The organism is Campylobacter pinnipediorum subsp. pinnipediorum (assembly GCF_002021925.1).
In the GTDB taxonomy this organism is placed as follows: Bacteria; Campylobacterota; Campylobacteria; order Campylobacterales; family Campylobacteraceae; genus Campylobacter_A; species Campylobacter_A pinnipediorum.
The window spans coordinates 1,758,397-1,782,665 of record NZ_CP012546.1 but is presented as its reverse complement, the minus strand read 5'-3'; the positions used below and the strand labels follow the sequence as shown (position 1 = coordinate 1,782,665).

The following is a 24,269-nucleotide window of genomic DNA, read 5'->3' as shown; positions in this document are numbered from 1 at the left end:
AATTAAACCTTTTTTGTAATAAAATAGACTCCTTATTTTATCTTAAATTTAATAAATTTTAACTTTTTCACCATGTGAATAAGTAGTGAATAAGTAGTGAAAAGGATGTGATGAAAATTTTAGGAATAGATCCTGGCTCTAAAAACTGCGGTTATGCTATCATAGAAAAAACCTCTAAAAAAACGGCTTTGCTTGAAGCTGGACTTATAAAAATAAAACCAAATAATCTTCAATATCAAATCACAGAACTATGTGAAGGACTTGATGTGATTTTTAAAAATCATAGCTTTGATGAAGTGGCTATTGAAGACATATTTTTTGCTTATAATCCAAAAACCGTTTTAAAATTGGCTCAATTTCGCGGAGCATTAAGTCTTAAAATACTTCAAATTCACGGTGATTTTGCTGAATACACCCCACTTCAAGTAAAAAAAGCTGTAACAGGAAAGGCAAAAGCTACAAAAGAACAGGTTGCCTTTATGGTAAAAAAAATTTTAGGTATCACAAAAGAGATAAAGCCACTTGATATAACAGATGCTATCGCTATCGCTTTAACTCACGCAAATAATTTAAGAATACAACAATAATTTATAGGAAAATTTGTAGTAAATAAAAATTTAGTCAAAGATACTAGATATTGGATTATTTAGTCTTTAGTTATGACTGTATTAACAATTATAATTATAAATTTAAGGCATATTTAATATTTACTTTGAAAAATGAAATATATGCCCTACTCTCAAATGATTAGTATAAAAATTAAATAGATAGATATATGTTTTATTTTTTAATCATATTTATTGGATTTTAAGCACTGCTTTTGTTCTATATTTATTACTGCTTTATCTTTTTATATAAATGGTCTTATCTTTTCTATGCTTATTGTATATTATTTAAAGATTATAAACTTTAGTGTAGCACCACCTTTTATGGAATGGTTGAAATTTTATCTTGTATATTGATTGCTATTATTTAAATATTTCTTAAAATATTTTTTAGATTGAATTAGCTATAAATTTTAGTTAAACTATCCAAATTTGAACTAGCATTTAGTAAAAGCATATCAGCTAAGACCATTCTAACCATAGCGGTTACCACAACACTTCCTCTTATGCCTATACAGGGGTCGTGTCTTCCTCTTAGCTCAAACTCAACATTTTGATTTTTTAAATTTGTAGTTTTTTGTGATTTAAAAATGGACGGTGTCGGCTTAAAATGGCTTTTAAAAATGATATCATTTGAGTTGCTTATCCCGCCTAAAATTCCGCCAGAATGATTTGTTAAAAATCCACTTTCATCCATCTGGTCGTTATTTTGTGACCCAAACATATAACTAGCATTAACACCCTCGCCTATCTCGATAGCCTTTACTCCATTTATGCCCATTATCGCATAAGCTAGTCTTGCATCAAGCTTATCATAAAGCACTTCTCCAAGTCCAGCAGGAATGCCACTAGCCTTTGTAAAGACACAAGCTCCTACACTATCGTGAGCTTGTTTTGCTTTTAAAATTTCATCTTTCATAGCCTCTTCTTTTCCTAAAGAAAAAATTTCAGATTTTTGGGCTAATTCAAAGTCAACATTATCAGCTAAAATACTTCCAACTTGCAAAATCCCACTTTGGACTTTGATACCAAACTCATTTAACAAAAGAGCAGAAAAAGCACCACCTACAACACGAACAGCGGTTTCCCTAGCACTTGATCTTCCCCCTCCCCTATAATCACGAATGCCAAATTTCTTAAAGTATGTAAAATCAGCATGTCCGGGTCTAAAAATATTTTTTAGGTTTTCATAATCATTTGATTTTTGATTTTGGTTAAATATCGCAAAACCTATCGGTGTACCGGTGCTAAAACCATCAAAAACACCACTAAAGATTTCTAATTTATCAGCTTCATTTCTTGGGGTTGAAAATTTATTTTTCCCGGGTCTTCTTTTGTCTAACTCACTTTGTAAAAACTCTTCATCTATTTTTATCCCAGCAGGTAGTCCATCTATAACACCACCTATGGCTTTTCCATGACTTTCTCCAAATGTTGTTAGTCTTAATTTTGTTCCAAAAGTATTCAACCATTATCCTAATGTTTTATTTTTTCTAGTGCTATTTTTGCCGCTTTTTGTTGAGCCTCTTTTTTTGAGTTTGCTATGGCTCTTGAAATTTCTGTATTATTTACAAAAAGTGCTATTTCAAACTCTTTTTTATGATCTGGTCCAAAACTTCTTATAAGCTCATAAGTAGGAGTTACTCCAAGATTTGATTGAGTTATCTCTTGAAGTGATGTTTTATAGTCTTTTGCCAAGTTTAAAAGATCTATTTTTGGATAGCACTCTTCTAAGACTCTTATGGCTATCTCTCTTACTTTTTCAAGTCCTGACTCGATATAAATAGCCCCCATAACAGCTTCAAAGACATCGCTTAAAATGCTTGGTTTTTCTCTTCCACCGTTGTTTTCTTCGGCGGTAGAAATATAGACAAATTCTCCTAAATGTAGATTTTTTGCCATATTTGCAAAACTTTTTTCATTTACAAGAGCGGCTCTTAATTTACTCATATCGCCTTCATTTGTCTTTTTAAATTTCTTAAAGAGATATTCACCAACTATCAAATCCATAACAGCATCGCCCAAAAATTCTAATCTCTCGTTGTTATAGTTAAATTTAGAGCTTTTATGCGTTAATGCTTCTTTTAAATTTTTCAAATCAATAAAAGTATAATTTAAAATTTTTTCAAGTTTTTTTAATTCATTCATATAAAACTTCCATTTTCTTTTATTTTTATTGCTTCATCTCTAGCCATTTTGTCGCACTCTTCGTTTTGTGGGTGTCCATTGTGTGCTTTTACCCAAATGGCATTTATATTGTGTTGTTGTGAAACGTTTATATACTCTTTCCAAAGCTCTATATTTTTTACCTTTTTAAAATCCTTCTTTATCCAGCCTTCAAGCCATGAATTTATAGAGTTTGCCACATAAGAACTATCTGTATAAAGCTCTATATTACAAGGTTCTTTTAATGCTTTTATACCCTCTATAACAGCACGAAGTTCCATTTGATTGTTTGTTGTGTTGTTTTCTCCGCCACTTTGTTTTTTTATATTTTCTTTGTATTCAAGGATATAAGCCCAGCCACCTGGTCCCGGGTTATTTAAGCACGAACCATCACTAAAAAGGCATATTGTTTTCATCATTTTTTTCCGTTATCTGGCTTAAAATTTTTACACTACCCAAAGAGTGGCACATAGGACATCTATAAAAGTGCATTGGAAATGAGTTTTTGCACGAGTTGCAAACATAATTAAAACTCAAATCAGCCTTATCAAATCCCGTATCTTTTAAATTTTTAATAACATTTAATTCAAAGCTATTTATATCTGCTTTTTCTTTTATGATACCTTTTGCATAAAATAGTGCTTTATACTCTTCATCTTCTAAATTTAACGGCATATTTTGCTGATATAAAATATCTATAACATCTGAAATAGGTAAAAAGCTAGGAAAGGTTTGAAGGCTTTTGTTGTTTTTTATCCAAAGTTGCATAGCCATTCTTTTTAGCAATGCAAAATCATTGCTGTATTTTAAAATTTTGTCCGTTTTTTCATCTATGCTTAGCTCTTTATCATTTAAAACTATATTTGCCTTTATGTATGCTCTAGCTGTTTTTACATCGGCACCAAGTTCTTGCAGTGAGTCAAGTGTCTGTAATGCTTCGTTAAATTTTTTTAGCTTCTCATCTATCATGGTTAAAAATCTTAAAGCAATCTCATTTCTTGGGCTTATCTGGACAGCTTGTAAAAAGATATTCATACTATTTTGCAAAAAACCAGCTTTAAAATATACACTTCCAAGCTGGGTTAGGATAAATTCTTTTTCTATTTTATTTTTTACCTTGCTAAGGGCTATGAGATATATACTTATGGCTTTTTCAAAGTCGCCACTTTTTACAAAGGTCATAGCCAAAACTCCAAGGTCGTTTGCATCTATGTCTAGGTTTTTTAGTAGTTGTTTGTGATTGTCGCTTATTGAGTTTGAATTATCAAATTTTTTTATAAATTTTTCTATCTTTCTTTTTTCATCTTTTTTGCTAAAAATACCCCAAGCATAGCTAAAAAATGCTACCATAAAGATTATGCTAAACAAAACAATAAGTCCAAAAATAGGGTCTCTATGACCTATAAAAAATATATCCACTTTGATCACTTTTTTATTGTATTTAAAGCGCAATTATAGCAAGTTGATTGTATAATCTTGCTTATGATAGAACAAAAAAGTATTGATAGGTTATTAGAACAAGTTGATATTGTTGATGTTGTAAGTCATTATGTGGATGTTCAAAAATCAGGGGCAAATTATAAATGTGTTTGTCCATTTCACGATGATAGAAATCCAAGTATGAGTATAAGTCCGCAACGACAAATTTATCACTGTTTTTCTTGTAAAGCTGGTGGAAATGCTATAAAATTTATTATGGATTTTGAAAAGCTAAACTATCCAGAGGCGATAGAAAAACTTGCTAGTATTTCAAACTTTACATTAGAATACACAAATAATAACAGTAAACCCATACAAAATAAACAGATTTTAGAAAATGTAAATGCCTTTTATCGTTCTTGTCTTTATAAAAATCAAAATGCATTAAATTATCTTTATTCAAGAGGTTTAAACGATAAGATTATAGAGCATTTTGGACTTGGCTATGCACCTGAAAACAGTGCTACTTTAAGGCTTTTGGAAAATGAAAAAATTTTACCACAAGAGGCACTTGAAGTAGGGATAATAAAACAAAATGAAAAAGGAATTTATGCTAGTTTTATTGAAAGAATAAGCTTTCCTATATACAATCACACATCAAGACTTGTAGGATTTGGTGGTAGGACTATCACAAATCATATGGCAAAATATGTAAATAGTCCGCAAAGTGATGTTTTTGATAAGTCAAAATTGCTTTATGGTTATAACCTAGCAAAGCAAACAATATATCAAAAAAAGAAGGTTATCATAACTGAGGGCTATCTTGATGTTATTATGCTTCATTCTGCCGGTTTTACAAATGCTGTTGCTGTTTTAGGAACAGCGCTTACAGAGAAGCATTTACCACTTTTAAAACGTGAAAATATAAATGTAATCCTTTGTTTTGATGGAGATGAGGCGGGTATAAATGCTGCTATAAAATCAAGCTTGTTGCTTAGTACAAATGAGATAGATGGTTCTGTTGTTATTATAGATGGTGGTGCTGACCCAGCTGATATGGTGTTTGCTAACAAGATAAAAGAGTTAGAAGAGTTGTTTGAGTCAGGAATAGAAATAGGGGAGTTTTATATAAGACAAATAGCCCTTAAATACGACCTAGAACGTCCTATGCAAAAACAAAAGTGTTTAGATGAGATAACACAATTTACTAACAAACTAAAACCTGTTGTTAGTGTTAGTTATAACAGTTTGGTCTCAGAACTAATTGGTGTTAGTGTAAATTTGGCTCATAATTTCAAACAAGAGAGTTTTAAACATCAAAAACAAGAGATAGTAAATAATGTAAATATTGATAATAAAATTTCAAAAGATTTGCTAGAACTTTCTATTTTAAAGACTATGTTTAGTAATGAAAATTTCAAAAAATTTATAATTAGCAATGTAAGTAACTCTTATTTTTTTAATCATTCTGATATTTTTAGTGCGATTTTAAATTTAGAAAAGGTTGAGGAAAATACGAGTTTAAGGGAACTTTGGCTTGATGATAGTGCGATAGTTATAGAAGATTTTGATAAATTGCAAATAGCTATTAATAATTTAAAGATAAAATATTTTGAAAATTTGCAGATGAATAAAAGAAATAGTAAAGATAAAGACAAGCTGGAAGTTTTAGAAAAAATTGCAAAAATTATAAAAGGATTGAAAGATAAGAATGAAAGCATTGGCGTTATTTAGTGGTGGTCTTGATAGTATGCTTGCTATTAAGCTGATTACAGATCAAGGTATAGATGTAGTTGCACTTCATATGGATACAGGTTTTGGTGTAGATGAAGAAAAGTTTCATGTTTTAAAAAGAAGAGCCGAGTTAGCTGGAGCTAAGTTTAAGGTAGTGGATATAAAAAATAAATACCTTCAAGAGGTACTTTTTACACCTAAATTTGGCTATGGAAAGCAGTTTAATCCCTGTATAGATTGCCACGGACATATGTTCAAGGTTGCACTTGCTATGCTTGAAGAAGAGAGTGCAAGTTTTGTTATAACTGGTGAAGTTATAGGTCAAAGACCTATGAGCCAAAGAAGAGAAGCTTTAAATCAGGTAAAAAAACTTGCAAGTGATGATGAAGATCTTGTTCTTAGACCTATGTGTGCAAAGCTTTTAAACCCTACAAAACCAGAGAGAGAAGGGTGGGTTGATAGAGAAAAATTACTTGATTTTAGTGGTAGAGATAGAAAACCACAATTAGCTCTTGCTAAGGAATTTGGCTTTAAAGATTATGCTACACCGGGCGGGGGTTGTTTGCTTACTGTTGAGAGTTTTGCTGTTAAAATAAAAGAGTATTTGAAATTTGATAAAGATATGAGAGATATAGATGTAACTTGGCTAAAGCTAGGTCGCCATTTACGCTTAAAAAATGGTGCAAAAATGGTCATAGGAAGAGATGAAAATGACAATAAAATGCTCTTAAACTCACCAAATGATAAATTTCACATGATAAGCTTTTTAGATGATATAGTAGGTGCCGTTAGCTTTATTGATAAAAATGCCGATGATGAGGATTTGAACTTTGCTTGTAGATTGGCACTTGCTTATACAAAAGCCCCAAAAGATAAGTCTGTAAATATCAAAGTAGGGGATAAAAACTTAGAGGTTATACCTTTTGAAGATAAGGCTATAGCTCAAAATTTCTTCGTAAAATGATAATGTTAAAGTGCTATCAGCACTTTAACATTTAGATTAAATCAAAACTTATATCTAAGTCCTATTGTTGCATTATATAGTTTTTCTTTCGATTTAGCTTTTGCGCCAATTATCATATTAGCAGATAAATTTTGTGTTAAATTTACTTGTGCTCCTGTTATCAAAGAAACATATGTTGATTTTTTGTTATTTGTTGCTAGGATTATATCTTTATCTGAGCCTATAAATCTAACAATGCTATCTTTTGTTTTTTTATAAATTTCTTTTTGTAAAGAAGGTGTTATAAAAAAGTAGTTTCCATTTTCTAAATATGTTCTAAACTCAATTCCAGCGCTTGCATTAAGTATCTTAGAATTTGAACCACTGAATTTCATAGCAAACAATCCATCTTCTTTAAATTCATTATTTTTCAAATAACTATATGAAGCACCTATAAAAGGTTTTATAAAACTATTATTTTTAGTTGCTACAACATAACCATAGCTTAAATCAAATGTTAGTGATTTTGTATCATATTTGCTTTTTTGTGATACTAATGCATTGTTTGGTATTTTGATATCTCTTGTTAATTTATTTTTAGATTTTCCTATGGATACTTTTGTATCTATCTCATTATTATTCACATAACTTCTAGTGTATACACCTATTTGATAGTTATCTGCTTTATTATCAAAACTATCATTTTTTGTTTTTGTTTTTGCATAATTTATATAATTTCCTACTATTGTGCTATCAAATGTTCTATCATAACCTATAGCAAAACCATAAAGACTTGATTTTATATTGTTTTGAGATCTTGTTTGACCTCCTAAAGCAGAAGCCCATAAACTATTATTGTATGCAAATCTATCTGTGTATTCTTTTACTACATTAGCCATTGCATTATCATTATTTGAAACAAATCTCATATCTTTTAAGGCATTGATAGCTTTTGCAAGCGCTAGATCTTTGTTAAAAGGATTGCTTAGTTGTGCTAGTCTTGTTTGAGTTGTTATTTCTGAATTAAAATCAACTATTTGAGTAGATAAATTTTCTGATATATTGCTGGATATATCTTGTGTTGTTTGTTTTATTTCATTAGAGAAAGTTTGAATTTGATCTTTGCTCATAGTTTCAAATATTTGTCTTAAATTTTGATTGTCTTTTGTTAAATCATAAATTGAACTTTGAATGCTATCTTTTGTAGAAAATTTAGATTTAAATTCTTTTTCTTTCTCTATTTTTTCTTGCTTTTCTCTTTCTTCTCTTTCAAGTCTTTCTCTTTCAAGTCTTTCTCTTTCAAGTCTTTCTCTTTCAAGTCTTTCTCTTTCAAGTCTTTCTCTTTCTTGTTTTTCTCTTTCAAGTTTTTCTCTCTCTTCTCTTTCAAGTCTTTCTTGTATTTCTTTTTCTTTTTTCTCAATTTTTACTTTTTGTTCTTTCAGTTTTTCTAATTCTGATTTTAATCCAGCATCATTGCTTGATTTTTCTTCAATCTTTTTACTAACAACCTCTACGTTTTTTTTAAGTTTGGTATGAAATGTATTTATAAAATCATCTAGTTTGCTTTTGATCTCTGTTTTATGTTTTTTTATAAAATCTTCATTTAATTGTGTAACATTTTTGTTAGAATTAATTGAACCTTCTCCTAATCCTAGATTAATTCCATTAGTATTAAAGCTTCCATTAAGTTTTTGAAGTGTAGCATTAACTATCTTTTCAGGATTTTTTAACATCTCATTTAAAGGATCTTCTATATTTTCTTTAAGCCAATCATTAGTAGTTTCATATCCATGTTTTAAAGCACTATATATCAAAAGAGCGTCGTTATTATCTTTTTGAGAAAGACTTTCGGCTTTTATTTCATCATCTTTTACAAGTGCAAATTGAATTAAATATTGAACAACAATTCCTTTGAGACCATTTGTATCTTTATCGATATTTGACATCATCTTTTCTATATTATCACCATATTTTTGTAGCGCAATAGTAAGAAGAGTTACTCTTGCCTCTTCAAAATATGTTTCTGCAAATAAAGAATTTGTTAAACAGGCACTAATAGCAACAGCACTTAAAAATTGAGAAATTTTCATTATATTATCCTATTGTTAGTTTTATATTTTAAATTCTGTTATTTTATTTTATTTTATTTAAAATTAGCTGAATAAAAAATTGACAATTATTTACTAAAACCACCCCCAAAAGCTTTAAATACTTGAACAATTGCTTTGTTTAGATTTAAATTCGCATTTACAAGACTTAGCTTTGTGCTTAGTAAATTTCTTTGTGCATCAAGCAGGCTTAGATGATCTACATAGCCCTCATCGTATTGTGAGTTTACAAGTTCGTATATCTTTTCTTGAGAGTCTAAAAGATCTTTTGTTTGGTTAAAAATTTCAATTAGATTTCGTCTATTAATTAGTGCTGTTTTTACTTCACCAAGAGCTATTTTTATTATTTTTTCATATTTCAAAGCACTTTCACTTTCTATTATTTTAGATAATTTAACTCTATTTTTTGTTTGAGGTAGATTGAAAATATTTTGTGTAAGAGAGGTACCAAGAGACCAAAACTGAGCATCTTTATCAAATAAATTATCTATCTTAGCTGAACTAAAACCAAAAATTCCACTCAAAGATATAGATGGAAAATAAGCAGCTTTAGCAACTCCAACAAGAGCATTAGAGCTTCTTAAAGCCTCATAAGCACTTGCAACATCGCTTCTTTTTAGAAGTATATCAGCACTTATGTCAACATCTATTTCAGGTATTTTTGGAAGCGTTTTGTTTGTATTAACTAGCGAGTATAAAATTTCATTATTATCTCTTCCAACAAGTATAGACAATGCATTTGAAAGTGTGATTATTTGATTTTTTATATTGTTTAAATTTATACTTGCATTTTGCACAGATGTTACGCTTTGTATATATACAGATTTTGTTATCGCACCGGCTTCAAGCTGTTTTTTGCGGTAATTCATCGTATCTATATAACTTTTTAGCGTGTTTTTGTAGATATTTTCTTGCATTTTTAATGCCACTAATGAAAAATAATTATCTACGACATTTGAAACTATACTTAATCTAGAAGCATTATAGTCATAAATACTTGCATTTAAAAGTGCTTTGTTTGATTCGACTGAGTTTCTTACTCTTCCCCATAAATCAACCTCGTAGTTTAAAACAGCATTTAGTGAAAAACTATCTGTTTTTAAATGCTCTGTGCCTCTTCTTGTTGCACTGCCTGTTACACTAGCAGTAGGTAAAAATAGTGATTTTGCATTGTTTAGATTTATATCGGCTTTTTGTAAATTTAAATAAGCTATTTTTAAATCTATATTATGCTTTAAAGCATCATCAACCAGTGAGTTTAATTTATTGTCGTTAAATTCTTCCCACCATTTATCGCTTATATTTGTTGTTTGGCTTTTGTACTCAAAGCTTGAGTTTACATCAATCATTTCAGGCTTAAATGAACATCCTACAAATAAAAGAACTATTGCAAAAAATATAATATTACGCATCTAAAGCACCTTTTCTATTTTTAAATTTTTGATTTAAACTTTCAAGTAGATAGTAAAACAACGGAACAAAAAATATCGCTATTGTAGTCGCTGCTATCATACCACCTATAAGTCCGGTAGATAATGAATGCCTACTTGCAGCACCTGCACCACTTGAAATAACCATCGGGAAAATACCCATACCAAATGCAATTGATGTCATAACTATCGGTCTAAAACGAAGTTTTGCTGCATTTATAGCTGCATCAAATATGCTTTTACCCTTTTCTCTTTCTTGCATTGCAAATTCTATTATTAAAATAGCATTTTTTGCTGAAAGTCCGATAAGTAATAATAGACCTATTTGGAAATATATATCATTGCTAAGACCTCTTATGTATGTTGCAAAAAGAGAACCAAATACTGCAAAAGGAATAGCTGTTATTACTGCTAATGGTATAAGCCATCTTTCGTATTGAGCCGCTAATATCAAAAATACAAAAATCATACCAAATACAAACGCGGTTTGACCTGTACCTGATGATGTCTTTTCTTGATACGCTGTTCCTGAATATGCTATGGAGTATTCATCTTGTTTTAATGTCTGTTTTATAACATCTTCGATAGCATTTAATGCATCTCCTGATGTATATCCTGGTGCCGGTTCTCCCATAAGTTTAGCAGCCGGAAAAAGATTGAATCTTTCAACTAAATCAGCACCCATACTCCTTTTTAAAGTAACGATAGAATTTAGTGCGACCATCTCACCTTTTTTGTTTTTTACAAATATATTTCTAATATCTTCTGCTGAATTTCTAAAACTCTCTTTCGCTCTCATATATACACGATATGACTTTCCAAACATGTTAAAATCATTTATATAGTATCCACCTATTGTAGCCGCGATAGTAGCAAATATATCGGGTTTACTAACACCCATCAAATAAGCTTTTTGTTCATCTACTTCTATTTTATACTGTGGATATGTGGTATCAAGTGTCGTTCTAACTCTAGTTATTTCAGGTCTAGCATTTGCTGCCATAACAACTTTCATAGTGTCTTTTTGAATTTCATCATAGCTTTTTCCACTTTTGTTTTGAAGATAAATTTCAAAACCACCTGCAAGACTAAGTCCCATAATAGGTGGTGTATTCATAACAAAACTCATACTCTCTTTTGATGGTGTAAGCATTCCATTAAAAGGTCCTAATAAAGCAAAAATTTGATCTTTTGGGTTTTTTCTTTGATCCCAATCTTTAAGCCCTACGAAAGATATGGCAGAATTTTCTCTAAGAACTCCAGCAAACATATCATATCCGGCGATAGTGGTTACTCTATCTACATTTGGATTTGTTAAAAATTTATCTGATATTTTTTTAACTTCTGTTAGTGTTCTAGATGATGTTGATGCTGGCGGTAAAGATGTAACAGCTATAGCGGCACCCTTGTCTTCATAAGGAACAAGAGAGCTTGGTATAATCTTTAAAAGTGTTATCATAGCCCAAACAATAATGACAACTACAATCAAACTAGGAATTACATGTCTTATAACTTTAGCTACACCAGCCGAAAACACATTTGTACTCCAATCAAAAAAATCATTAAATTTTTGTACAAACCAAAATGGCTTTTCCTCTGTTCTTTTTAGAAAAACTGCACAAAGTGCCGGAGTTAGTGTTAAAGCAACCAAACCAGAAAGACAAACAGAAACCACAAGAGTTAGGGCGAATTGTCTTTGAATAACCCCAACAAAGCCCTCCATAAAAGCAACAGGAATAAAAACGGCTGATAAAACCAAAACTATTGAAATAACAGGTGTTGTAACCTCCTCCATGGCCTTTATACTAGCTTCTTTGACACTTATATTTTTATCTTCGTGCATAATACGCTCAACATTTTCTATAACTATGATTGCATCATCGACCACTATACCTATGGCAAGAATTAGTGCAAAAAGTGTTATTAAATTTATAGAAAAACCCATAATATAAAAACCAACAAATGTTCCTATTATAGATACAGGAACGGCAAGCATTGGTATGATTGTTGCCCTAAAACTTTTTAAGAACATATAAATAACAACCATAACAAGTAACATTGCTTCTATAAATGTTTTTACAACCTCTTGTATAGAAATTTCAACAAATTTTGTAGTATCATAAGGTATCTCGTGATACATTCCATCAGGATAGCTCTTTGAAATTTCTTTTAATCTCTCTTTAACTAAATGCATTGTTTCAACAGCATTTGCTCCATTTTGCAAAAATATAAGCATAGGTGCCATATCTTTTCCGTTCATTAAAGCACCTATTGAATAATTTTCAGAACCTATCTCAATATCAGCCACGTCTTTAAGTCTTAATAAATTTCCCTTGTTGTCAGCTTTTAGTATTATATTTTTAAATTCATCTACATTTTTAAATCGTCCATCAGCACTTATTGCATACACATATGATATTTTATCTTTTATAGGTGCTTCGCCTATCTTTCCGGCTGCATACTGACTATTTTGAGTTTTTATAGCCGATATAACATCAGTTGTGCTTAGATTGTATTTTGCAAGTAAATCAGGTTTTATCCAAATTCTCATAGCATAATTTTTACTACCTATAATAGTCGCGTCCCCAACACCTTTTACTCTTTTTATATCATCTAATATATTTAAAATAACATAGTTATTTAATTCAGTAATCGTAGCATTTGGATTTAAAAAAGAGACAACACCAAGCATAGATCCACTACTCTCACGAACAGTTACTCCTATTTGTCTAACTTCACTAGGAAGTTTTGAAAGAGCTGTTTGAACACGATTATTTACATCTATGCTAGCTTGTTTTGAATTTGTTCCTATTTTAAAAAACACATTTAAATTCATAGAACCACTAGAACTTGATACACTCTTCATATATATCATATTTTCAACACCATTTACCTGATCTTCTATAACAGAAGCAACGGTGTTTGCTATAACATCTGCGTTTGCACCAGTGTATTGTGCTCTTATGCTAATTTGTGGTGGTGTAAGTTGCGGATATTCTTCTACAGGAAGACCTCTTAAAGACATAAAACCCGCTATAAATATAATTATAGAAAGAACACTTGCAAATATTGGTCTGTTTATAAAAAATCTAGAAAACATCTATTTGTTCTCCTTGTTTTCTACCTTTACATTAGCCCCGATACGAATTTTATTAAAATTGTTAATTATTATTTGATCGCCTTCTTCTAATCCACTATTTATGATTGCATTTTCTGATGTTTCAAATATAATTTGAATAGGTTTTTTTATAACCTTGTTATCTTTTGCAACTAAAACATATGGAGATACAACATCTTGTTTTATTGCAATTTGCGGTAATAAAAAGCTATCTTTTTGTATAAAGCCATCTAGACTTATTTTTGCAAATGAGCCAGCTAGAAGTTGCAAATTTTCATTTTTAAACTCAGCTTTTGCTAAAACACTACCGGTATTTTCATCAACGGTATTGTCTATAAAGCTAAGTGAGCCTTTTATATTTCCATTGTTGGTTATAAGTGTTGCATTTGAATCTAATTGAACCCAATTTTTGTTTGTTAGATTATTGATTCTTTTTAGGTTTGCTACATCTGAGATGTAAAATCTAGCATTTATCGTATCTATATCACTAAGTTTTACTAATTGTGTATTACCAGCAGCAACAAAAGAACCAACATCTACTAAGTTTTCGCTCACAACACCGCTAAAAGGTGCTTTTATTTTTGTGTAGCTTAGGTCTAGTTTTGCTGACTTTGCATTTGCTTTTGCACTTGCGATTGAAGCACTTGCAGCTTCAAATTTTGCCAAAGCATTGTCGTATTCTTTTTGGCTTATAGCTTTTTGTGATAGTAATTTTTCAACACGTTCCATCTCATTTTTTGCATTTTTATATGCTGATTCGGCTTGTATGATAGCTGCATTTGCTATATCATATAATGCTTCAAATTTATCAGGTTCTATAACAAATAAAACATCGCCTTGTTTTACCTTATCTCCTGCTTTGAAATTTTGTTTTATTATGGTTCCTGAAACTTTTGGGGTAATCATAACCTCTTGTAAGCTTTCAAGTTTTGCTGGATACTGAAAAATCATTTTATTATCAGCTTTTTTTGCAACCACAACATCTACTGTTGCTGGTGGTATTTGCGGCTTTTTACTTTGAGCATTTTTATCTTGCTCGGTTTTTGAAGAATTAAAGTCAAAGCACCCAGCTATAAGTATTGTTACAAAAATAGCTATAAGTATTTGTGATTTTTTCATACTACCTCCCATTTTATTTTGTTTTAAGTCTAAAATACAGTTTTGGAATTGTATAACAAATTTTAAAACAAAAAATAAAAAAAATAGTAATTTCTATAATATAAATATTGTTTTAAATTTTTATACTTGCTACTTTTTATAGTGCAGCTATGGTTTCTATCTCTACAAGTCCATTTTTTGGTAGTGTTTTTACAGCTATAGTGCTTCTTGCTGGATAATCGCCATCAAAATATGTAGCATATATATCATTTACTTTTGAAAAATCTTCAATATTTGCCAAAAATATAGTTGTTTTTACTACATTTTTAAAGTCCATTTTTGCTTCAGCTAAAATATTTTTTATATTTTCTAAGCTTTGTTTCGCTTGTTCTTCTACACTAACCCCTGCAAATTCGCCATTTGGTTTAACGCCTAATTGCCCTGAAATAAATAGCATTCCATTTACTAAAACAGCTTGAGAGTATGGTCCTATTGCTTGTGGTGCTAAGTTTGTATGTATGATTTGTTTCATATTTTATCCTTTTATTGTGTTTTAAAATTATCTTGATTTTACATCATTTTTGCTTTAAAGTTTTCTAAAATTTATTATTTTTATTATTTTTTGATATAATTTGACCCAAAAATTTAATTATTAAGGATTTTATTTGTATCCCAGTAGCGACAACTCGCTTTTTATGATTGTTCTTGCAGTATTCTTTGTCTTTTTAAATGCTTTTTTTGTTCTTTCTGAGTTTGCCCTTGTTAAGGTTCGTAAATCACGCCTTGAAGAGCTTATAAAAGAAAAAGTTCCAAATTCTCAGTTGGCATTTGATATGTCAAACAAGCTAGATACGTATCTTAGTGCTACACAATTAGGTATAACACTTAGTTCTCTTGCTCTTGGTTGGATAGGAGAGCCTGCTGTTGCTAGATTGTTAGAAGAACCTATGACTACATATTTTGGTGCTAGAGAAGTTGTTGTTCATAGTGTATCTTTTGCTATAGCCTTTACTCTGATAACACTTTTGCACGTTGTTTTAGGTGAGCTTATACCAAAATCAATAGCGATATCAAAAGCTGAAAGTTCTGTTTTAAAGATAGCAAGACCACTTCATTTTTTCTGGGCTATATTATCTCCTGTTATAAAAACTTTTGATTTTTTAGCTGGTGTTGGTTTAAAAGCACTTGGTATAAAGCCAGCTAAAGATAGTGAAATAGCACACTCAGAAGAAGAAATAAAAATAATAGTAAGTGAGAGTTTAAAGGGCGGTGTTTTGGATAGTTTTGAAACAGAGCTTATAAAAAATGCTGTTGATTTTAGTGATACGGTTGCTAAAGAGATTATGACTCCTCGTAGGGATATGGTTTGTATAAATAAACAAAAAAGTTTTGAAGAAAATTTACAAGTTGTTTTTGACTCTAAGTATACAAGATATCCTTATATAGATGGTTCAAAAGATGTTATTTTAGGACTTATTCATATAAGAGATATTTTACAAGTTCATTTTAGTGATAAGAAAGAAAAAAGTTTTGATAGTATAGTAAGAAAGTTTATTATCGTGCCTGAGAGTTTGTCTATATCAAAAGTACTTTTGATGATGAATAAACAACAAATTTCAGCTGCTTTGGTTGTTGATGAATACGGCGGAACAGCTGGGCTTTTGACTATGGAAGATATTATGGAAGAGGTTTTGGGCGATTTTCATGATGAACATGATGATGCTGATCTTGGCTATAAAAGAATAAATGAAAATATATATGAATTTAATGGAAGATTTGAACTTGAAAGGGTTGAAGAACTTCTTGGTATAACGTTTGATGAAGAGACTGATCAAGTTACGATTGGTGGATATGTATTTAATCTTATGGGAAGACTTCCTACTGTTGGCGATAAGATAGAAGATGAAAACTGTTATTATGAAGTTAGAAAGATAGATGGCACTAGTATTTTAAGTGTGAAAGTAAGAAAAAAGATAGAACAAATTGAGTCAGATAACGAACATAGTTAAGAGATAGGAGATATTTATGATAAGAGTAGGCATACATGGTGCAAGTGGAAAAATGGGTAAAGAGATAGCTTCTTGCTTGTGCGAAAATCAATTTGCTAAACTTAGCGTTGCTTATTCTATAAATGAAATTTCACATCCACTACCAAAAGATGTAATAATTACAAATGACCTTGAAGAGCTTTTTGAAAATAGCGATGTTGTTATAGATTTTAGTATAAAACAAGGTGCTATTAATTTGATAAACTATGCTAGAACAAATCCAAAACCACTTGTTATAGGAACAACAGGACTTGGAGAAGATGGTGTTGAGCTTATAGAACATGCTGCAAATGCTATGCCTATTTTATATGCTACAAATATGAGTTTAGGCATTGCTTTATTAAATCGTTTGGTTGCTTTGTCTTCAAAGACTTTGAGAGATTTTGATATAGAGATAGTTGAAATGCATCATAAACACAAAAAAGATGCACCTAGTGGAACAGCACTTACCTTGGCAGAACATGCAGCAGTTGCTAGAAATCTTGATTTGAAAGATGTTATGGTTACTGGTAGGGAAGGGCTTATAGGGGCTAGAACAAAAGATGAGATATCTGTCATGGCTCTTCGTGGTGGAGATGTTGTTGGTAGGCATACTGTTGGTTTTTATAATGATGGAGAGTATATGGAGCTTAATCATACAGCAACTTCAAGAGCCACATTTGCTAAAGGTGCTATAAAGGCAGCGGTTTGGTTACACTCTCAACCAAATGGAAAATATAGTATATATGATTGTATCGGTCTTTAATGTATTGTAAATTTTATATTTAGAATTTTTTGATAGTATCAACTAGGTTTTAAATCTTAAAGCTTATAAATTTTATTAAAATAAATATAAAATTATATTATAAATTTGGAGTATAAGTAATGTGCGCTATAGTTGGTATAATAAATTCAAAGGATGCTGCAAAAACCGCTTATTATGCTCTTTTTGCTATGCAGCATAGAGGTCAAGAAGCAAGTGGTATAAGCTCCTGTGATGAAAGTGGAAAAATACATACAGTAAAAGCTTCTGGACTTGTTACAGAGGTTTTTAAAAAAAGTAGCTTTGAAATTTTAAAAGGCGATATGGCAATAGGACACAATAGATACGCTACTGCTGGAAACGAGTCATTGTTTGATGCGCAACCAATAAATGCAAATTATTCTCTTGGTTCAATCTCCATAGTTCATAACGGAAACTTGGTTAATAAAGACAAAATAAGACAATCTTTAATAGACGAGGGTTCTATTTTTGCTTCAAATATGGATACAGAAAATATAATTCATCTTATAGCTAGACATAACAGTAAAAGTCTAAAAGATAGAATAATATATGCTTTAGAAAAGATTGTTGGAGCTTATTGTTTGCTTATACAATCAAGACATAAGACTTTTATAGTTCGTGATAAATACGGTGTTAGACCATTAAGTCTTGGAAGATTAAAAGATGGTGGATATGTTGTTGCTAGTGAAACTTGTGCTTTTGACTTGCTTGAGGCTGAGTTTATAAGAGATGTTAGACCTGGTGAAATGATTATATTTGAACGTGGTAAAGATGATTTTATAAGCGAACAAATTTTTGAGCCAGAACCAAGAGTTTGTGCATTTGAATATATATATTTTGCTCGTCCTGATAGTGTTATAGAAGGTAAAAGTGTATATGAGACTAGAAAAAATATGGGAAGAGTCCTTGCTAGAAAAAGTAAGGTTAAGGCTGATTTTGTAATACCTGTGCCAGATAGTGGCGTAGCTGCTGCTTTAGGTTATGCTCAAGAAAGTGGTCTTCCTTTTGAGGCGGCTATCGTTAGAAATCACTATGTCGGAAGAACTTTTATAGAACCTACTCAAGAAATGAGAAATTTAAAGGTAAAACTTAAACTAAACCCTATGTCTAATGTTTTAAGAGGCAAAGATGTTGTTGTTATAGATGATAGTATAGTAAGAGGAACTACAAGTAAAAAGATAGTTGAGCTTTTGCGTCATGCTGGTGTTAGAAATGTGCATTTTAAGGTTGCTTGTCCTGAGCTTAAATACCCTGAAAGATATGGCATAGATACTCCTAGTTTTGAAGAGCTTATAAGTGCAAATAAAAACATAGATGAGGTTTGTGAATATATAGGTGCTGATAGCTTGGAATTTCTTGATATCGATGAGTTACAAATGGCTTTAGGTAAAGAGAGAAGATATTCACTTGTTAGCTTTGATGGAGATTATTTTATTAAATAAAATTCTAAAAAATATTTATAGATTTTAATATATTTTAATTTTGCATATCGTATACTTTATCTTATTAATTTTTTTATTTTGAGGATAAAAACATGGGTTCAAAATTAGTTAAAAGTCTTATTTTATGGCTTACTTTGTGTTTGACTATAAGTTTAACACTATTTTCTTTCGCGAATTTGTCTTTTGCAAAAAAAGAAACAAATAAACTAGTTCTCTCCTCTCAATATGGTGTTGTTGATAATGCTGTGGATTTTTTAAAAAGTTTTATTGATTTAAAATTCTCCTCAGTAAGATATGTAGCAAAATCTTTATCACAAACGAATATTCCTGAAGATGAATTAGTGAAGATGCTAAAAGCTTCAAAAGAATCTGGTGGTTCTGATTTGCTATATGCTGGATTTGAAAGAAATGGTCGCATGGTTAGATCAAATAACAAAAATCAATCTCCTAGTGATGGCTATGATCCAAGAACTAGAGGATGGTATAAAAAAGCAAAAAGTGTTAATAATGATGTTATAACAGATGCTTATTTAACTACTACTGGCAATCAAGTAGCTATATCTCTAGCTACTACTTTTAATGAACCAAGTGGATCTTTTGGAGGTGTTGTGTCATCTGATATTTTTCTCTCAGATCTTAATTCTAGAATAGTTAGAATGAAGCATTATGATGAAGAGGAAATTTTTGCTATAGATGAAAAAGGTAGAATACTATTGTATTCAGATAAAAATTTGATTATGAAAAAAACAGCTATTAGTGAAGAATTAGTATCAGTGTTCAATGAAAATAATGATGTTATATTAGAAGAATTAAAAACTCATACTTTTGATAAAGATGGCAAAAAAATGGTTGCAGCTTGCCTTAAAGAAGATGCCACTAAATGGCTTTTATGCTCAATTGTACCAACAAATATCAATAATCAAAGTTCAGATAGGTTATTAAAGACTCAGATTTTTTTATCTGCAATTTTTATTGTTTTAATAGTTTTGGTTTTAGCTTTTTTTATGAATTTTAAGTTAAAACCTATTAAAGAAATAGGAGAAGGTTTGAGGTCATTCTTTGACTTCTTAAATTTTAAAACTAAAAATGCGAGTATAATACAGGTAAAAACCAAAGACGAATTTGGCGAAATGGCAACAATGATAAACGAAAACATAGCTAAAATCCAAGATGGTAAAACACAAGAAAACAACTTCATCCAACAAGCAAATCACTTTGTTGATAAGATAAAAGATGGTGATTTTACAGCTACATTAGATGCTAATACAAATAACCCAGCACTTAATCAATTAAAACAAACATTTAAAGAGCTTCAAGAAGCATTGCAAGAAGCAATAGCAAAAGATGGTCAAGATGTATTAAGATTACTTGATTCATATAAAAGACAAGACTTTACATCAAGACTTGATGATGAAGGTAGAATGGCTAGTGGTGTAAATTTACTTGGTGAAGAAATAACAAATATGCTTAAAAACAATCTAAAACAAGCAGAAACACTACAACAAAAAGCTCAAATACTATCAAGCTCTATGGATGAATTAACAAATGGAGCAAACTCACAAGCAAGTTCTTTACAAGAGAGTGCAGCAGCAGTAGAAGAGATGAGCAGTTCAATGAATGCAATATCTCAAAAAACACAAGATGTTATAAGACAATCAGAAGAGATTAAAAACATAATAACAATAATAAGAGATATAGCAGATCAAACAAATCTATTAGCACTTAATGCAGCTATAGAAGCAGCAAGAGCAGGAGAACATGGTAGAGGCTTTGCAGTTGTTGCTGATGAAGTAAGAAAACTAGCAGAAAGAACTCAAAAATCATTAGGAGAGATAGAAGCAAATACAAATGTATTAGCTCAATCAATAAATGAAATGAGTGAGTCTATAAAAGAGCAAGCAGAAGGTATTAATATGATTAATAAATCTGTTTCAGAAGTAGATATGCTAACTCAACAAAATGTTAAAATAGCAAACAACACAAATCAAATTACATTAGAAGTAGATGGTATGGCTAAGACTATAGCTGAAGATGTAAGGAAGAAGAAGTTTTAATAATTATAAAATCATATACTCCTTGTAATAAACAGGGAGTATATAACTATATAATCTAATCTTTAGTTTGCTCGGGTTTGTAATTCTTTCAAAAAAGATTCTACTAGTAAAAAAGAGCCAAATACTAAATATATATTGTTTTTATCATCAAATATATTTTTTAAATTTTCTTTATCAAATACGGAGTTTGATATATTTAATTTATTAAGAGCTGTTTTTAATTTTTCTCCACCAAGCTCTCTATCAGAGCTTTCGTATTCATATATAAAAACATATTTTAGTATTGGTTTGAGAGTTTTTAAAATGCTATCAAAATCTTTATCTAAAAAAGAATTATATATTAAATTTATTTTTTTATTTTGGAAAAAATCAACCATTTGTAATGCACCAAGCTCATTGTGGCCTACATCTATGTACATATTATTTGCTATTTTTTCACAACGACCGCTCATGTTTAATTTATCAAGCTTTGAGATATCTAAAAATCCTAAGAGCTGTTTTGCACCACTGCATGCTAGTGTCAAATTTGATCTTAAAAAATTTGGCAGACTGAATTTTTGGCTGTATAAATTTATGCTATCCATGTCAGTTTGATTTAAAATATCTTTTGCAAAATTTATATTTGCTTGTTTTTTATTTGCTATTTTAAATCCTATTTTTACACACTTTTTATTCATTTCGTTATTTAGTAACACTTCTGTTTTTTCTTGTATGGCATTAAACTTTGTCCCACAAATTTGCTCCAAGGTATCACCAAGTACGGCTGTATGGTCAAGTCCTATCGGTGTAAAGATACTTAATTGTTTATCAAAAACATTTGTTGCATCAAGCTCTCCACCCATACCAGCTTCGCATATAAAATAATCACATTCACAAAATAGTATCACTGATAATAGTGTTGCGTATTCAAAATAGCTAACTCTTTTTATAAGCTCATCGTTTAAAATATCTTGAAGTTTTTTGTGAGCTAATTCCAATTTTTTATCAGATACTACTTTGCCATCTAGCCAAAATCTTTCGTTAAAATTAAATATATGAGGGCTTGTATAATGCCCTACATAGTTGCCATTTTGTTTTAAAATTTGAGCTAAAAATCTACCAGTTGAGCCTTTACCATTTGTGCCTACGATATGAATTATTTTAAATGGTCTTATCTTTTCTTTGATGCTGTTCCATGCTTTTGGCATTGTGTCATAATCTATGTCTTCATAAAAAAGAGGTTTTTTTGATAAAAAATCTTTTAATAAACTCATCTTATTCTGTTATTTTTGGCATAGCTTGGTTTCTACCATTCTTCTTGGCAGAGTAAAGCATTTTATCTGCATTTTCAAGAGTACATGTATCATTTTCATTTAGATTTCTCGTTGCTACACCAGCACTGATTGTAACTTTTATCACTTCATTTTTATATATAAATTTAAACTTTTCTATAGATAATATTATTTTGTTTGCAAATTTAATAGCATCATTTAAATTGGTGTTTGGTAAAATTATAACAAACTCTTCACCACCATATCTACCTATAAAATCAATTTTTCTAGATGATTTTTTAAATATTTTAGCTACGGTTGATAGTATCGCATCTCCAGCATCATGTCCATAATTATCGTTTATTTTTTTAAAATAATCAATATCTAAAAAGCATAATGAATAATTTGTTCCATATCGTTTAAATGCTTCTTCTATTCTTAAAATTTCTTGCATTAAAGCGCGTCTAGAAGCCGTTTTTGTAAGAAAATCTTCTTTGCTTTCAGCTCTTGCATCTTCAAGCTCTTTTTCTAATATCGTTACTTTTTCTTGAAGTTGTAAAATAGTTTCTTGCTTTACAACCATTTCTGTGCCAAGTTCGCGACTTTCTACTTCAAGAGTGTTTGCTATATCAAAAAGTGTATCTCTTACTTTTTCAAAATTATTTACATCAAATTTTATCCCACTTATGTTGTTTTTAATGTCTTGAGCTTTTTTTAAGTTTGTATGCGAAGTTGTTGCTATATTTGAAATTTTATCACTTATATTTTGTAAGACTACATTTAGTGTTGAAAATTTTTCTGTTATCTCATCTTTATCAGCTTCTATTCTTTTTGTAATTAAATTTCTTATATCATTTTGGATACTAATTTCATGTATACATATTGGGTTTTTTTTGATTTGCAGGCTAAGTTCACTTATATCATTTTCAAGTTCTTTTGATATAGATGGCTTTAAAGTGTATGCTATAAGATCTGTTATTAATGCTAATTGCGTTTGATTGTTTTGTAGAGTTAAAAACTCACTTAATTCACCCATCATTGACTTTAAGTCATTAAAGTTTTTTACACCATAGTATTTTAAAAACTCAAGATACTCTTCATTGTAAGAGTCAATTAGTTCAAGCCAGTTTTTTCTCGTTTTGTCTATATTTTTTATATCAAATTTTTTATTTAAAAGTTGAATACTTTTTTCAGCAAGAGATTTTGCATCTTTGTTGTGCAATATTGATATAGTTTGCAAAATACGCTTTGTAAATGCGACTAAAGATCTAAAGTTTAAATCCTCACTGATATTAAAAGATTGCTGAGATGCTCTGTTTAGTCTAGCCGTTAAAAATGCTATAAACTCATCTATAGTGTTTATATTTAAATTATTTGCTTGTGTTTTATACTCTGTTGTTAATCTTGATATATATTTTTCTAGTTTTATCTGGGTTTCTGTTGTAAAACCATATTTATTAGATATCTCATTAAAAACTTCTGTATAATTTTCAGGTGTTAGCATTAATTGGCGATTTTTTATCTCACTGATTGATTCTTTTATTATTTGTGCCATACTAATTGCTGCCATTATTATGTCCTTTAAATGCTAGTTTAGAGACATATTCATCAAATGCCTCTTTTGATGCTTCTTTTATGGCTTGATACCTCTCTCTTTCACTGATAATACTATCTGCATATCTGATATTTTTTATTCTTTTGGCTATATTAAAATCATATTCTCCACTTGTTTGAATTTCACTTACACTGTCATCTTTAAATTTTGTTTCAAAAACCAAAACCAAAGTCGCTTTATATGAAGTTATGTAGCCATATTCATCATAAACAGTTGGTTGATACGATAGCGATTTTGTTTTTACATTGATAAAAGTATTTGCGCTATTTTTAGAACTTAAGTTTTTATTTAATCTAGATGCAATCCCCTCTCTTACAGCATCTTTTATAAATACACTATTTTTTGGTTCGTTTTTGTCTATAATAACATCTATAAAAACCCTGTCTCCAACTAAGTTTTGACTTATTTTTGAGATAGGTTGATATCCACAACCAACAAGAAATATAGTGATAAAAATAGTAGCAAAATACTTCATA

At 30.1% G+C, this 24,269-nt stretch carries 19 protein-coding genes and 1 pseudogene; 8 read left to right on the top strand and 12 right to left on the bottom strand.

Annotation, left to right across the window (positions count from 1 at the left end; genetic code table 11):
* Positions 1-110: 110 nt before the first annotated feature.
* The gene (ruvC, locus tag CPIN17260_RS09015) at positions 111-587 is read left to right on the top strand and encodes a crossover junction endodeoxyribonuclease RuvC (protein ID WP_078440919.1); all 477 of its coding nucleotides are present in this window, start codon (positions 111-113) and stop codon (positions 585-587) included.
* 418 nt (positions 588-1,005) lie between these two features.
* Here ruvC and aroC read toward each other — a convergent pair whose 3' ends face one another.
* Genes aroC through CPIN17260_RS08995 form a run of 4 tightly spaced genes read right to left on the bottom strand, consistent with a single transcriptional unit; the run spans position 1,006 to position 4,190 of the window.
* Positions 1,006-2,073 carry a chorismate synthase gene (aroC, locus tag CPIN17260_RS09010; protein ID WP_078440918.1) on the bottom strand — a complete coding sequence of 356 codons (1,068 nt, stop codon included), beginning with the start codon at positions 2,071-2,073 and terminating at the stop codon, positions 1,006-1,008.
* 8 nt (positions 2,074-2,081) lie between these two features.
* Positions 2,082-2,753 (bottom strand): ribonuclease III, encoded by a 672-nt coding sequence (gene rnc, locus CPIN17260_RS09005; protein WP_069633216.1) that lies wholly within the window; start codon positions 2,751-2,753, stop codon positions 2,082-2,084.
* Positions 2,750-3,187 (bottom strand): ribonuclease HI, encoded by a 438-nt coding sequence (gene rnhA / locus CPIN17260_RS09000; protein WP_078415144.1) that lies wholly within the window; start codon positions 3,185-3,187, stop codon positions 2,750-2,752. The genes rnc and rnhA overlap by 4 nt, the downstream gene beginning before the upstream one ends.
* Positions 3,165-4,190 (bottom strand): hypothetical protein, encoded by a 1,026-nt coding sequence (locus CPIN17260_RS08995; protein WP_078440917.1) that lies wholly within the window; start codon positions 4,188-4,190, stop codon positions 3,165-3,167. Before CPIN17260_RS08995 ends, rnhA begins: the two co-directional genes overlap by 23 nt.
* Positions 4,191-4,253: 63 nt before the next feature.
* Here CPIN17260_RS08995 and dnaG point away from each other — a divergent pair, with 63 nt between their 5' ends.
* Entirely contained in the window at positions 4,254-5,924 is a 1,671-nt protein-coding gene (gene dnaG, locus CPIN17260_RS08990) for a DNA primase (RefSeq protein WP_078440916.1), read from the top strand.
* Positions 5,902-6,888 (top strand): argininosuccinate synthase domain-containing protein, encoded by a 987-nt coding sequence (locus tag CPIN17260_RS08985; RefSeq protein ID WP_078440915.1) that lies wholly within the window; start codon positions 5,902-5,904, stop codon positions 6,886-6,888. The genes dnaG and CPIN17260_RS08985 overlap by 23 nt, the downstream gene beginning before the upstream one ends.
* Positions 6,889-6,929: 41 nt before the next feature.
* Here the strand turns inward: CPIN17260_RS08985 and CPIN17260_RS08980 are convergent, their stop codons facing one another.
* The 5 genes from CPIN17260_RS08980 to CPIN17260_RS08960 form a co-directional block, all read right to left on the bottom strand.
* Complete coding sequence (locus CPIN17260_RS08980) at positions 6,930-8,957, bottom strand: autotransporter outer membrane beta-barrel domain-containing protein (RefSeq protein ID WP_078440914.1); 2,028 nt, start codon at positions 8,955-8,957, stop codon at positions 6,930-6,932.
* A gap of 86 nt (positions 8,958-9,043) precedes the next feature.
* A complete protein-coding gene (locus tag CPIN17260_RS08975; protein ID WP_078440913.1) occupies positions 9,044-10,387 on the bottom strand; it encodes an efflux transporter outer membrane subunit in 1,344 nt (447 codons plus the stop codon).
* Positions 10,380-13,505, bottom strand: a complete 3,126-nt coding sequence (locus CPIN17260_RS08970) for an efflux RND transporter permease subunit (protein WP_078440912.1) — start codon at positions 13,503-13,505, stop codon at positions 10,380-10,382. Before CPIN17260_RS08970 ends, CPIN17260_RS08975 begins: the two co-directional genes overlap by 8 nt.
* Positions 13,506-14,642, bottom strand: a complete 1,137-nt coding sequence (locus tag CPIN17260_RS08965) for an efflux RND transporter periplasmic adaptor subunit (protein WP_226996945.1) — start codon at positions 14,640-14,642, stop codon at positions 13,506-13,508.
* A 136-nt stretch (positions 14,643-14,778) separates the two neighbouring features.
* Positions 14,779-15,153, bottom strand: coding sequence for a RidA family protein (locus CPIN17260_RS08960; protein ID WP_069636950.1), 375 nt, complete (start codon positions 15,151-15,153; stop codon positions 14,779-14,781).
* Positions 15,154-15,286: 133 nt separating this feature from the next.
* On the opposite strand from CPIN17260_RS08960, the gene CPIN17260_RS08955 reads away from it, so the two are divergent.
* The 5 genes and pseudogenes from CPIN17260_RS08955 (at position 15,287) to CPIN17260_RS09735 (ending at position 20,928) form a co-directional block, all read left to right on the top strand.
* A complete protein-coding gene (locus tag CPIN17260_RS08955; protein WP_078440910.1) occupies positions 15,287-16,630 on the top strand; it encodes a hemolysin family protein in 1,344 nt (447 codons plus the stop codon).
* A 16-nt stretch (positions 16,631-16,646) separates the two neighbouring features.
* A complete protein-coding gene (gene dapB, locus CPIN17260_RS08950) occupies positions 16,647-17,414 on the top strand; it encodes a 4-hydroxy-tetrahydrodipicolinate reductase (protein WP_069633227.1) in 768 nt (255 codons plus the stop codon).
* 119 nt (positions 17,415-17,533) lie between these two features.
* A complete protein-coding gene (gene purF / locus CPIN17260_RS08945) occupies positions 17,534-18,874 on the top strand; it encodes an amidophosphoribosyltransferase (RefSeq protein WP_078440909.1) in 1,341 nt (446 codons plus the stop codon).
* 92 nt (positions 18,875-18,966) lie between these two features.
* Positions 18,967-19,716: pseudogene (locus CPIN17260_RS09740) on the top strand (PDC sensor domain-containing protein); the annotation flags it as partial.
* A gap of 3 nt (positions 19,717-19,719) precedes the next feature.
* Positions 19,720-20,928 carry a methyl-accepting chemotaxis protein gene (locus CPIN17260_RS09735; protein ID WP_418225745.1) on the top strand — a complete coding sequence of 403 codons (1,209 nt, stop codon included), beginning with the start codon at positions 19,720-19,722 and terminating at the stop codon, positions 20,926-20,928.
* A gap of 62 nt (positions 20,929-20,990) precedes the next feature.
* On the opposite strand, the gene CPIN17260_RS08935 is transcribed toward CPIN17260_RS09735, so the two are convergent.
* Genes CPIN17260_RS08935 through lptE form a run of 3 tightly spaced genes read right to left on the bottom strand, consistent with a single transcriptional unit; the run spans position 20,991 to position 24,268 of the window.
* Positions 20,991-22,181, bottom strand: coding sequence for a folylpolyglutamate synthase/dihydrofolate synthase family protein (locus CPIN17260_RS08935; RefSeq protein WP_078440908.1), 1,191 nt, complete (start codon positions 22,179-22,181; stop codon positions 20,991-20,993).
* Between the two features lies 1 nt (position 22,182).
* The gene (locus CPIN17260_RS08930) at positions 22,183-23,748 is read right to left on the bottom strand and encodes a GGDEF domain-containing protein (RefSeq protein WP_069637151.1); all 1,566 of its coding nucleotides are present in this window, start codon (positions 23,746-23,748) and stop codon (positions 22,183-22,185) included.
* Positions 23,735-24,268: an LPS assembly lipoprotein LptE gene (lptE, locus tag CPIN17260_RS08925; protein ID WP_069633412.1), complete on the bottom strand. Its 534-nt coding sequence runs from the start codon at positions 24,266-24,268 to the stop codon at positions 23,735-23,737. The genes CPIN17260_RS08930 and lptE overlap by 14 nt, the downstream gene beginning before the upstream one ends.
* Between the last annotated feature and the right edge of the window lies 1 nt (position 24,269).

Coding starts and splice junctions, on each gene's coding strand:
- rnc (WP_069633216.1), bottom strand. CDS start 2,753: ATGAATGAATTAAAAAAACTTGAAAAAATTTTAAATTATACTTTTATT.
- dnaG (WP_078440916.1), top strand. CDS start 4,254: ATGATAGAACAAAAAAGTATTGATAGGTTATTAGAACAAGTTGATATT.
- purF (WP_078440909.1), top strand. CDS start 17,534: ATGTGCGCTATAGTTGGTATAATAAATTCAAAGGATGCTGCAAAAACC.
- ruvC (WP_078440919.1), top strand. CDS start 111: ATGAAAATTTTAGGAATAGATCCTGGCTCTAAAAACTGCGGTTATGCT.
- CPIN17260_RS08970 (WP_078440912.1), bottom strand. CDS start 13,505: ATGTTTTCTAGATTTTTTATAAACAGACCAATATTTGCAAGTGTTCTT.
- CPIN17260_RS08985 (WP_078440915.1), top strand. CDS start 5,902: ATGAAAGCATTGGCGTTATTTAGTGGTGGTCTTGATAGTATGCTTGCT.
- CPIN17260_RS08960 (WP_069636950.1), bottom strand. CDS start 15,153: ATGAAACAAATCATACATACAAACTTAGCACCACAAGCAATAGGACCA.
- CPIN17260_RS08975 (WP_078440913.1), bottom strand. CDS start 10,387: ATGCGTAATATTATATTTTTTGCAATAGTTCTTTTATTTGTAGGATGT.
- CPIN17260_RS09735 (WP_418225745.1), top strand. CDS start 19,720: ATGGTTGCAGCTTGCCTTAAAGAAGATGCCACTAAATGGCTTTTATGC.
- rnhA (WP_078415144.1), bottom strand. CDS start 3,187: ATGAAAACAATATGCCTTTTTAGTGATGGTTCGTGCTTAAATAACCCG.
- CPIN17260_RS08935 (WP_078440908.1), bottom strand. CDS start 22,181: ATGAGTTTATTAAAAGATTTTTTATCAAAAAAACCTCTTTTTTATGAA.
- lptE (WP_069633412.1), bottom strand. CDS start 24,268: ATGAAGTATTTTGCTACTATTTTTATCACTATATTTCTTGTTGGTTGT.
- dapB (WP_069633227.1), top strand. CDS start 16,647: ATGATAAGAGTAGGCATACATGGTGCAAGTGGAAAAATGGGTAAAGAG.
- CPIN17260_RS08930 (WP_069637151.1), bottom strand. CDS start 23,748: ATGGCAGCAATTAGTATGGCACAAATAATAAAAGAATCAATCAGTGAG.
- CPIN17260_RS08980 (WP_078440914.1), bottom strand. CDS start 8,957: ATGAAAATTTCTCAATTTTTAAGTGCTGTTGCTATTAGTGCCTGTTTA.
- CPIN17260_RS08965 (WP_226996945.1), bottom strand. CDS start 14,642: ATGAAAAAATCACAAATACTTATAGCTATTTTTGTAACAATACTTATA.